Here is a 12251-nt window from a genome sequence, read left to right as displayed (position 1 = left end):
GCACTTTTTTAATTCACAATATTTTACTTATTTCTTCATGAGTTTAATGGTTTTCTGTTCATTTTGCTCACCAAAAAGTGTTACAAAATACAATCCGTTAGATAAATGCGATAAGTTAACTTGTCTTATACCTTCTGAATTGCTTTCTTTTAGACTTAAAACAGACTTCCCTGAGACATCTACAATTTTTAGTTCTTCAATTTTAACAGCAGAACTAATGTTTACAATATCATTAAAAGGATTCGGAAAAATGGAGGAGTTCTCTAAAGTTGCTTCCTCAACACTTAAAGTTCCAACATTAAAAGTGTGTGTTGTTGTTTCTCCCATATAAGTAACTTCCCATTTCCATTCCCCTTCAATATTTGGAAAAGCATTCCATCTCCACCATGAAAGTTGGTAGTAGTCGGTTAAATCGAAATTCCAATTAAATAAATCTGTATTATCTGGCTTTATAATTCTAAGATTTAATGAAGTACCAGGTTCCTGATCTTTAAGAAAAACAGTAAAGAAAACCTGTTCATTTAGATCAAACTGATCACTTAAATTAGGGATTTCAGTAGTCGGACATGCATTAAACACTGGGTCTGCTGTGTGAGTAAGTGCTGCATTTACAGCAGGATTTAAATATGGCATTTGAGATTGCCACCAAGAGTCTACATTCAAAGTATTGCAAGTACCAGCGTAAGGATCTACTAATTGGTTATAAGTATTATCGGTATGTACTTCAAAATGTAAATGAGGACCCGTAGAAACACCAGAGCTTCCCATAATGCCCAAAAATTCACCTTCCGCTACCATATCACCAATATTCTTAGTGGTCAAAGAGCCATTTTTTAAATGACCATACCAAGCAATACTTCCATCACTGTGTTGAACATACACAGCATTCCATGGAGTTGTAGTGCTAAAATCACAACTACGGTCAAAATTTCCATCGCCTTTAGCAATTATTTGTCCAGGCGCTGCAGCAATTATTTCTACTTGGTCATTATCCATAGCATACCAAGAAAAAGGCCAAGAAAAAACATCAATGCCTTGATGGTTATAGCCGCTTGTAGTGTCGTAAGTTTTTGTTCCACAATTGTAATCCGTAAGCTGATTTGGTGTATTAGGATTGTGATCTACATAATTAGAAATTCCCCAAATAGAACTGTAATTTACATTAGATGCTTTCTGTACAGGCCATATAAAAAGAGGATGGTTGCCTCTACTAGAATTAGAAAACGCTAAGTTGTTATTACGCTTTAATAGTGCAATATTTTCGTTTAATTCTTTATAAATAGTATTACGTTGTTCAGAAGTTAAACATTCTGAATTTTCTGCAGGTCTAACGAATTCCCCTCCGAAGACCTCAGAAGGTGCATTTTGAGAATAATTCATGTTAAAGGCTATAATAATAGCTAGTAAAGTAATTTTTGCTTTCATGATTATTAAGTATTGGTTTATAACCACATCGGAAGGATAAAAATATGTGAGCATAGTTTGAAAGGTAATTCTAAAAAAGAGTTTCCGACTTCTAAATACTAGCTGTAGTTAACTAAAGAAATAATAGTATCTTTACTCTTTAATAATTTTATGAATCCTTTATTTAGACTTTAGATAGTCTAGATTCAATATATATAATTCTATATGGCTTGTAACAGTTGCGCAACTGGTAAAGATGGTCAGCCAAAAGGATGTAAAAACAATGGGACTTGTGGCACAGATAGCTGCAATAAACTCACAGTTTTTGACTGGTTGGCTAATATGTCGCTTCCAAACGGACAAGAACCTTTTATAGGTGTTGAGGTTCGTTTTAAAAACGGCAGAAAACAATACTATAAAAACACCGAAAATCTTACTCTGAGTATTGGAGATATTGTTGCTACTCAAGCAAAATCTGGACACGATGTAGGTATGGTAACCTTAACCGGTGAATTGGTGCGTGTACAGATGAAACGTAAAAAAATTGACATTGAAGACTCAGAGAATGTCTTAAAAATTTACCGCAAAGCATCACAAAAAGATATAGATATTTGGTCGAGCTCTAGAGATAAGGAAGAACCAATGAAGGTTAAAGCACGTCAGTTTGCCATAGACCTTAATCTTAAAATGAAAATCTCTGACATCGAATATCAAGGAGATGGTAGCAAGGCGACCTTCTACTACACAGCAGAAGAACGTGTAGATTTTAGAGAGTTAATAAAGGTTTTTGCAAGAGAGTTTAAAACAAGGATTGAGATGCGTCAGGTTGGTTTTAGACAAGAAGCAGCAAGGCTTGGAGGAATTGGTTCTTGTGGAAGAGAATTGTGTTGCTCTACCTGGTTAACCGATTTTAGATCCGTAAGTACCTCAGCAGCCAGATATCAACAACTATCCTTAAACCCTTTAAAATTAGCAGGACAATGTGGTAAGCTTAAATGCTGTCTTAATTATGAACTAGATGCCTATTTAGATGCTCTGAAGTCTTTTCCTAAAAACGATACAAAGTTATATACCGAAAAAGGAACTGCTGTCTGTCAGAAGACAGATATTTTTAAAGGCTTAATGTGGTATGCCTATGAAGGCGAATGGATGAATTGGCACGTTATTACCACTGAACAAGCCAATGAAATAATTGCAAAAAATAAGAAAAAGGAAAAAGTTGCAAGTCTTGAAGAATATGCTGCAGAACACATACAAGACACTAAAACAGAATTTGAAAACGTTGTAGGGCAGGATAGTTTAACACGCTTCGATAATCCAAAACCTAAAAAGAAACGTAATAAGAATAGGAACAGAAACAAAAATCGTAACAAAAACCGCAATCAAAAACAAAATGCAAAGAAGAACTAATAGGTTATTACTAGCACTTGTAAGTTTGTTTTTGGCAGCAAGTTGCGATTCTAATGCAGTGTTTGATGAGTATAAATCTGTTCCAGATAAATGGCATAAAGATTCTGTAGCATCCTTTAATTTTAAAGCACCAGACACAACCAATAATTATAATCTTTACGTCAATCTTAGAAACAATAATGATTACGCATTCAGTAATTTGTTTCTTATAGTAGAGCTAAGTTACCCAAACGGTAAGGCAGTAACGGATACTTTAGAGTATAAAATGGCTGCGCCTAGCGGAGAACTTTTGGGTTCAGGATTTACAGATATTAAAGAAAACAAACTTTGGTATAGAGGATATAAAGCTCCTTTTAAATTTACTGAAAAAGGAGGTTACAATGTAAGTATTCGACATGCTATGCGAAAAAATGGCGAGGTTAACGGAGTTGAAAATTTAGAAGGCATTACGGATATTGGTTTTAGGGTAGAACAGGCTCAAAAATAAGGATTATGGCAAAAAAGAAGACAACAAAATCTAAAGCAGTAACAGTAGATTTCTCAAAGTATGTAAGATGGTTTTGGATGCTCTTTACAGGAGGAGTACTAGCCGTAGTGTTATTATTTCTTTTTGCTTCTTGGGGACTTTTGGGAGAAATGCCAGATCACACTAAATTAGAGAATCCTGAGACCAATTTAGCTACAGAAATAATTTCATCAGATGGTGTTACTTTGGGTAAATTTTATTTTAATGATAATCGTACACCTGTTAGTTATGAAGATTTGCCAAAGAATTTGGTTGATGCTTTAATAGCAACAGAAGATGCTCGTTTTCATGAACATTCAGGTATTGATGGTAGAGGAACTTTGCGTGCTTTTTTCTTTTTAGGGAGTAGAGGTGGTGCAAGCACCATTTCTCAACAATTGGCAAGACAGTTGTTTGTAGGAGTTGCATCTCAAAGCACAATTGAGCGATTAACCCAAAAAATAAAAGAATGGGTTATTGCAATTAGATTAGAAAGACAATATACCAAAGAAGAAATCATTGCTATGTATTTTAATATCTATGATTTCGGTAACAATGGTGATGGAATACGTTCAGCGGCAAGGATTTATTTTGGTAAAGAGCCAAAAGATCTAGACCTAAAAGAATCTGCAATGTTGGTTGGGATGTTTAAAAACTCATCACTTTACAATCCAAGAAGGAATCCCGTTGGTGTAAAAAATAGACGCAATGTGGTTTTGTCTCAAATGCATAAATATGAGTATATCTCTGAGGAAGTTAAAGATTCATTACAAGCCACAGAGTTAGATTTAAACTACACACCAGAAACACACAATCAAGGGATTGCTACATATTTTAGAGAGTATTTAAGAGGTTTCATGAAGGAATGGGTTAAAGAAGAATCCAACAGAAAACCAGATGGAAGCAAATACGACATAACAAGTGATGGATTAAAGGTTTTTGTAACTATAGATTCACGCATGCAAAAACATGCTGAGGAAGCTGTTGCCTTGCACATGCCAAGATTACAAGCAGAGTTTGACCACCAAAACACACCAGACAGAAATCCAACAGCACCATTTTTAGAATTAACAAAATCTGAAGTAAATGATTTACTCAAAGCAGGAATGCGAAGAGGTGAACGATGGCGAATTCTGAAAAAACAAGGTAAATCTGATAAAGAGATTGAAGCGTCCTTTCACAAGCCTGTTGAAATGAGAATTTTTAAATGGGTAGATGGAAAACCTGGAGAAGTAGATACCATTATGAAACCTATAGACTCTATGCGTTATTACAAATCGTTTTTGCGCCCAGGAATGATGTCTATGGATCCTTCTAATGGCCATGTTAAAGCTTGGGTTGGTGGTATGAACTATAAGCATTTTAAGTACGACATGGTTAAGCAAGGTAAGCGACAAGTTGGTTCTACATTTAAACCTTTTGTGTATGCTACAGCTATAGATCAGTTACAGGTTTCGCCTTGCGATTCGTTCCCAAGAACTCCAATCACTATTGAGGCCAATAAATTTGGTAATCCAGAATCTTGGACAACTAAAAATTCGGATGGTAATTATTCTGGTAAACAAACCTTAAAAGATGCTTTAGCTAGTTCTACAAATACTATTACCGCACGTTTAATGAATGAAATTGGTCCACAACCAGTAGTAGAAATGGCCAAAAAATTAGGTGTGGAGCAAGATATCTTACCAGTACCAGCCATAGCCTTGGGTACTCCTGATATTAGTGTATATGAAATGGTAGCTGCTTATTCTACTTTTGCTAATAAAGGAGTTTACAATAAACCAGTAATGGTAACGCGTATTGAAGATAAAAATGGAACAGTACTTTATCAGGTGGCACCAGAAAGCAAAGATGTATTGAGCGAAGAAGTTGCTTATGTTACTGTCAACCTTATGGAAGGGGTAACTCAAGCAGGTTCAGGGCGACGACTTAGACACAAAGGTTTTGATAAGTGGAATGCTATGTATAGAGAGATAATGACTGGCTATCCTTATGAATTAACTAATCCTATAGCAGGTAAAACAGGTACGACCCAAAACCAAAGTGATGGCTGGTTTATGGGAATGGTACCAAATTTAGTAACCGGAGTTTGGGTTGGTGCAGAAGATAGAGCTGCTCATTTTAAATCAATTACTTATGGGCAAGGTGCATCTATGGCATTACCAATTTGGGGACTTTATATGAAAGCTTGTTATGCAGATGAAACACTCAATGTCTCCAAAGCTAAGTTTGAAAAACCTTCAGAATTATTAATCAATATAGATTGTACTGTAAAAGATGAAGGAGACCTTAGTGATGATACTGATGACGAGACAAACGATGAAGAAATTGAGATAGATTTCGAATAAAGACTCCATAGTCACACCCTTATTTATTTTACAAGAAACTATTAATTTATAGCATTGTTTTGTATTTTTCCAAAAGGAAAAATATGCAATTATGATTAATAAAAAAGTAGCTAATGTTACTGAAGCTTTACAAGGTGTAAAGGATAATATGACCTTTATGTTTGGTGGTTTTGGCTTATCAGGTATTCCTGAAAATGCCATTGCAGAACTTGTTAAGTTAAATGTAAAAGGCTTAACCTGTATATCTAATAATGCAGGAGTAGACGATTTTGGTCTTGGGTTATTACTTCAACAAAAACAAATAAAAAAAATGATTTCGTCGTATGTTGGTGAGAACGACGAATTTGAAAGTCAGATGCTCTCAGGAGAACTCGAAGTAGAGTTAATTCCTCAGGGAACTTTGGCAGAACGAGCAAGAGCAGCACAGGCTGGTTTTCCTGCATTTTATACACCTGCAGGTTATGGTACAGAAGTAGCAGAAGGAAAAGAGACAAGAGAGTTTAATGGTAAAATGTATGTGCTTGAGCATGCTTTTAAAGCTGACTTTGGGTTTATTAAAGCTTGGAAAGGTGATGCTGCAGGGAATCTTATTTTTAAAGGTACAGCACGCAATTTTAATCCCAACATGTGTGGTGCAGCAAGTATTACAGTAGCTGAGGTAGAAGAGCTTGTTCCTGTTGGAGAGTTAGATCCAAATCAAATACATATTCCTGGAATATTTGTACAGCGTATTTTCCAAGGGTCTCATTATGAAAAACGAATAGAGAATTTAACAGTAAGACAACGCAGCTAAATTATGTTAGACAAAAACGGAATCGCAAAACGAATTGCAAAAGAAGTGAAGGATGGTTACTATGTAAACCTTGGTATAGGTATACCAACCTTGGTAGCAAATTTTGTAAGAGAAGATATTGAAGTTGAGTTTCAGAGCGAAAATGGCGTTCTTGGTATGGGTCCATTTCCATATGAAGGTGAAGAAGATGCCGATGTTATTAATGCAGGCAAACAAACTATAACCACATTGCCAGGAGCTTCTTTTTTTGATTCTGCAATGAGCTTCTCTATGATAAGAGGTAAGCATGTAGATTTAACAATACTTGGAGCAATGGAAGTTGCTGAAAATGGTGATATTGCTAATTGGAAAATACCAGGTAAAATGGTAAAAGGAATGGGTGGCGCAATGGATTTAGTTGCAAGTGCAGAAAATATTATTGTTGCCATGATGCATACTAATAGAGCCGGAGCATCAAAGCTTTTAAAATCGTGTAGCTTACCATTAACTGGTGTAGGTTGTGTAAAGAAAATTGTCACTAACTTAGCTGTGATTGAAGTTACTCCAAAAGGTTTTAAGTTGTTAGAACGTGCACCAGGTGTTACTGTAGAAGAAATAAAAAATGCCACAGAAGGACATTTAATTATAGAAGGTGATATTCCTGAGATGAAGATTTAGTAACTTGTATATATAAGTGAAAAATTAGCCACATATTTTTATGTGGCTTTTTTGTAAGAAAAATAGATGAAATAGATTACAAATGTTAAAAAAATGTGCGTTTCATCGATTTATAATGTATTTTGTCAGATAAATTAAAAAATAATTAGATATTAGTCATCCCAAATCAAAAACTAAATTAACCCTAATTTACCATAAACTTAATTTACAGATTTTGCCCCAAATCTAGCATAAACTAAAGCTTATGAAAACCAAATCAAATCTACCAGAACCTACGTTAAACGAAAATGTATTTTTTTCGAATTTAAAAAACACCATGAGAGTAATTTCAGGTGTTTTAAAGTTAACTAAGAAAATATTCATGCTATAACCCTTTTGGGATAGCATGAATTAATTTTTTAGTGTATTCCTTTTCAGGAGAAGTATAAATTTTATCTGCATCTCCAATTTCTTCAATTTTACCTTTATTCATTACCAGTAATTGGTCTGCCATGTATTTGACTACAGCAAGATCATGAGATATAAAAATATAGGTAAACCCAAACTGAGATTTTAAATCATTCAATAGGTTAAGTACTTGTGCTTGTACAGAAATATCTAAAGCAGAAACCGATTCGTCGCAGACAATAAGCTTAGGTTGTAGCGCTATGGTTCTGGCGATACCAACACGTTGTCTTTGCCCTCCTGAAAACTCATGAGGATACTTATAAAAGCTTGAAGCTTCTAAGCCAACTTTTATTAAAATGTCTAAGACCCTCTCTTTTCTGTCTTCAAAAGAATTACCAATGTTATGAACTTTCATAGGTTCCATTATAGCATTTCCAACAGTCATTCTTGGATTTAGTGATGCAAATGGATCTTGAAATATAATTTGAATATCTTTTCTTAAGGCTCTAAGTTCTTCCGTATTTAAATTTGTAATGTCTTGTCCTTTATATTTAATAATACCTGAAGTTGCCTTATCTAATTGGAGTATGGCATTGCCCAAAGTAGATTTGCCACAACCAGACTCACCAACCAAACCAATGGTTTCACCAGGAAATACTTTAAAGCTAACACCATCTACTGCTTTAAATGCTATGTCTTTTGAAAACATTCCTTTTTTAGAAAGGTAAACTTTTTCAATATCGATAACTTCAAGTAAAGGTTGCTGAGCGTATAATTTTTTATGATTAATACTTCTATCTTCTTGTGAGATTATGTCTTCATTAATTTCACCACTCATAAAGTCCGAAATTGTAGGTAGCTTTTTAAGTCTGTAGTCTGCTGAAGGTCTAGCGTTTATTAGTGCTTTAGTATAATTATGTGCTGGTTGATTGAAAATTGAAATAGTATCACCTTGTTCAACTATTTCGCCTTTATACATTACTATAACTCTGTCTGCAAGTTCCGAGACAAGGGATAAATCATGAGATATAAACAAAACACTCATTTTTGTTTCCTTTTGTATCTCTTTTAGAAGTAACAAAATATCTTTTTGTACAGTAACATCAAGAGCAGTTGTGGGTTCATCAGCAATAAGGATTTTTGGTTTACAAGCAATAGCCATCGCAATCATAACACGTTGCTTTTGCCCACCAGAAATCTCATGCGGATAGGACTTATAAATTCGTTTGGGATTGGGTAATTTTACCTTTTCAAATAACTCTAAAATTTCTTCTTTAATTTCTGAAGCAGATAAGTTAGTATGCTGTTTTAAAATTTCTTCAACCTGATTACCACATCGCATCGAAGGATTTAAAGAACTCATTGGCTCTTGAAAAATCATCGCAATTTGATTACCTCGTATTTTTTGAAAATCTTTTTCGGAAGTATGTGTTAAATCCTTATCCTCAAAATGGATACTGCCAGAAGTTGTTTTCAAAACATGTTTTGGCAATAAGCCCATTATAGCAAGAGAAGACACTGATTTGCCTGAGCCAGACTCACCAACAACAGCTACAATCTCATTTTCAAAAATATCATAAGATATATCATTAATGATTTTATGTTCATGATTAGACTTAAATGCAGAAATATTCAAGCCGTTTACACTCAGCATTTTTTTGTTTGCCATAAGTAAATGTAGTCATTTTCTTCAAACGCTTTACGGTAAAAACGTAATAATTTTTAAAGTTGATGTATTTCATCGAAAACGTTTTCGATGAGTTTTTATATTAACAAAATTTTAATAGTTTCATTCGATTTTTAACAAAATAACCATTAACTATTTAAACATTTTACATGAAAAACAAGATTACATTAGTTTTTATGTGCTTCTTACTTTTTGGAAGCTTGTTAGCCCAACAAAGGGAATGTTCAACCATGCAAAATTTAGAGTATCGAAAACAGCTTGATCCAGGCTTAGAAAATAGGATGCAAGAAATTGAGCAGTATACTCAGACTAAGATTTCTCAAATGACACAAAACAGAATTGATGGTGATATTATTACCATACCTGTTGTTGTACACGTTATTTACAGTAATTCTAATGAGAATATTAGTGATGCGCAGATTTTGTCTCAAATACAGGTATTAAATGATGATTTTAGACGAATGAATTCTGATGCGGACAATACTTGGTCTCAAGCAGCTGACACACAGATACAGTTTTGTATGGCAACTGTAGATCCTAACGGTAATACTACTAATGGTATTACCAGAAAATCATCTACAAGAACATCTTGGGGAACTAATGATGCTATGAAAAGTTCTTCGCAAGGTGGTGTTGATCCATGGAATACATCAGAATACCTTAATATGTGGGTTTGTAATATCGGAGGAGGTATCCTTGGGTATGCTCAATTCCCTGGTGGTAGTGCTTCTACTGATGGTGTTGTAATGAGTCCTCAATATTTTGGAAGTAGTGCAGGAGGATCTGGATTTTACCTGTCAGCTCCTTTTGACCTAGGAAGAACAACAACTCACGAGGTTGGTCACTTTTTAAACTTAAGACACATTTGGGGTGATGGAAATTGTAGTGCTGATGATTTTGTTAGCGACACGCCAACATCAGATGCGGCAAACTATGGTTGTGCAACAGGACATGTTTCTTGTGGAACTACTGATATGGTACAAAACTATATGGATTATAGTGATGACTCTTGTATGAACCTATTTACTCAAGGACAAAAAGACAGAATGCGTGCTATTTTAGAACCAGGAGGTGTAAGAAGAAGTCTAGCCTTATCTGATAAATGTAGTGGAGGAGGAACAACTCCAACATGTTCAGATGGTATCCAAAATGGTGATGAAACAGGTGTTGACTGTGGTGGTTCATGTGCTCCATGTCAAACAGGATGTAACGATAACTTAGTTAATGTTTCTATTACGTTTGATAACTATCCTGAAGAAACATCTTGGGCAGTAACTAATGATTCTGGTCAAACAGTAGCTTCGGGTGGAACTTATGGTTCTCAGCCAGATGGCTCTACAATCAGTGAGGATTTATGTTTGCCAGATGGTTGTTACACATTTACAATAAACGATGCATATGGTGATGGTATTTGCTGTTCTTACGGAAATGGCTCTTACTCAGTAACAGACGCTTCAGGTTCTTTGGCTTCGGGTGGTTCTTTTGGTAGTTCAGAAGCAACTCAATTCTGTGTTGGTGGAGGTGCTGCACCTACATGCGACGACGGTATTCAAAATGGTGATGAAACAGGTGTTGATTGCGGTGGTTCTTGTGCACCATGTGTTGTGCCTTCTACATGTACATCTACTGTGACATCATTCCCTTATACTGAAAGTTTTGAGTCTGGTGATGGATGGACACAAGCAAGTGGAGATGATGGAGATTGGGTAAATGATTCTAATGGTACACCTTCTTCTAATACAGGGCCAAGTTCTGGTGCTGATGGTTCTTTCTATATGTTCTTAGAGGCATCTACTAATGGAAGCACAGGACAAATAGGTGCAAATGCTACAGCTATTTTAGAAAGCCCTTGTTTTGATCTTTCGGGTGAGTCACAAGCTACATTTAGTTTCCAAAATCATATGTATGGTACAAGTGTAGGTTCAATAACTTTACAAGCATCTCTCGATGAAGGAGATACATGGTCTACCTTATGGTCATTATCTGGAAACCAAGGTAATCAGTGGAATTCAGAGTCTGTAGATTTAAGTTCTTATGTAGGTCAGGTTGTAAGTTTACGTTTTGTTGGTACAACGGGTTCTAGTTGGTCTAGTGATATTGCAATAGACGACTTACAATTAAGTACAGATGGTTCTGGTGGAGGAACAGAGTGTGATACTTTAAACTTTAATGATTATACGCTTAACTCGTTCTCTACTCAAGATAGTAATGGTGCAAACTCTATTGGTAGTGGAGGCGCATCACTTACATTAACTAATAACACCTGGAAGTATATTGATTTCCCTTACACTGTTACAGCTAATACTGTTATAGAATTAGAGTTTAGTAGTACATCAGAAGGCGAAATACATGGAATAGGATTTGAAAATGATAATTCCTTAACGTCTTCATTCTACTTTAAATTCTATGGAACACAGAATTATGGTGTTACTAACTACGACAATTATACTAGTGGTACAACTACTTATGTAATACCTGTTGGTGATTCTTATACAGGAACAATGGATAGACTTGTGTTTATTAACGATAATGATGCTGGTTCAGGTAACACCTCTACATTCTCTAATGTTAAGGTTTACGAAACTTCTTGTTCTGGCACAAGAAAGGTAGAGTTTGGAACTAGAACAGATATTTTAGGTGATGAAGATGAATTGGCATTAGCGTCACTTACAATCTACCCTAACCCAGTTAAAAATATCTTACATGTAAGTCTTAATGGCAATAGAGATATTGAGACTTCGTACAGTATTGTAAATATGCTTGGCCAAACAGTGCTAAGAGGAAATGCTGTTAAAGAAATAAATGTAGAGTCACTTACTCAAGGTGTTTATTTCATTGAAGTCAACGCTGGTGATGAGGTAATTTCTAAAAAGTTCATTAAACAGTAGTTCTTCTTCTTTATAAATAATGATAAAGTCCAAACAATTTTGTTTGGACTTTATTTTTCAAACATTTATATGTCAGTTACTTACGGTATTTTAAGTATTTGTTAATATGCATTTCATCGAATTTTTATGCATTTTATCTGTTATTTGAAATAATTTATAATATATTAGCCGA

The 12251-nt window shown here is 34.9% G+C and carries 8 protein-coding genes; 6 read left to right on the top strand and 2 right to left on the bottom strand.

Features of this window, described 5'->3' with window-relative positions:
• Nucleotides 1-27 precede the first annotated feature (27 nt).
• Nucleotides 28-1425 carry a peptidoglycan DD-metalloendopeptidase family protein gene (locus tag ACXAFS_RS01305; RefSeq protein ID WP_475304787.1) on the bottom strand — a complete coding sequence of 466 codons (1398 nt, stop codon included), beginning with the start codon at nt 1423-1425 and terminating at the stop codon, nt 28-30.
• A gap of 204 nt (nt 1426-1629) precedes the next feature.
• Between ACXAFS_RS01305 and ACXAFS_RS01300 the strand changes: the two genes are divergently transcribed.
• The 5 genes from ACXAFS_RS01300 to ACXAFS_RS01280 all read left to right on the top strand — a co-directional run bounded on the left by ACXAFS_RS01300 (nt 1630) and on the right by ACXAFS_RS01280 (nt 7117).
• A complete protein-coding gene (locus ACXAFS_RS01300; RefSeq protein ID WP_475304786.1) occupies nt 1630-2814 on the top strand; it encodes a PSP1 domain-containing protein in 1185 nt (394 codons plus the stop codon).
• Nucleotides 2798-3301, top strand: a complete 504-nt coding sequence (locus ACXAFS_RS01295) for a gliding motility lipoprotein GldH (protein WP_475304784.1) — start codon at nt 2798-2800, stop codon at nt 3299-3301. The genes ACXAFS_RS01300 and ACXAFS_RS01295 overlap by 17 nt, the downstream gene beginning before the upstream one ends.
• A 5-nt stretch (nt 3302-3306) precedes the next feature.
• Nucleotides 3307-5667: a penicillin-binding protein 1A gene (locus ACXAFS_RS01290; protein WP_475304783.1), complete on the top strand. Its 2361-nt coding sequence runs from the start codon at nt 3307-3309 to the stop codon at nt 5665-5667.
• A 91-nt stretch (nt 5668-5758) separates the two neighbouring features.
• The gene (locus ACXAFS_RS01285; RefSeq protein ID WP_475304781.1) at nt 5759-6460 is read left to right on the top strand and encodes a CoA transferase subunit A; all 702 of its coding nucleotides are present in this window, start codon (nt 5759-5761) and stop codon (nt 6458-6460) included.
• A gap of 3 nt (nt 6461-6463) precedes the next feature.
• Entirely contained in the window at nt 6464-7117 is a 654-nt protein-coding gene (locus ACXAFS_RS01280) for a CoA transferase subunit B (protein ID WP_475304780.1), read from the top strand.
• Between the two features lie 364 nt (nt 7118-7481).
• Here the strand turns inward: ACXAFS_RS01280 and ACXAFS_RS01275 are convergent, their stop codons facing one another.
• Nucleotides 7482-9173, bottom strand: a complete 1692-nt coding sequence (locus ACXAFS_RS01275; RefSeq protein WP_475304779.1) for an ABC transporter ATP-binding protein — start codon at nt 9171-9173, stop codon at nt 7482-7484.
• A 167-nt stretch (nt 9174-9340) separates the two neighbouring features.
• On the opposite strand from ACXAFS_RS01275, the gene ACXAFS_RS01270 reads away from it, so the two are divergent.
• Complete coding sequence (locus ACXAFS_RS01270) at nt 9341-12079, top strand: M43 family zinc metalloprotease (RefSeq protein ID WP_475304778.1); 2739 nt, start codon at nt 9341-9343, stop codon at nt 12077-12079.
• Nucleotides 12080-12251: the final 172 nt, after the last annotated feature.

The sequence above is a fragment of the Winogradskyella sp. ABM4_392 genome (assembly GCF_056160445.1).
The sequence above is the reverse complement of the archived record's forward strand: the minus strand, read 5'-3'. Positions and strand labels throughout refer to the sequence as shown.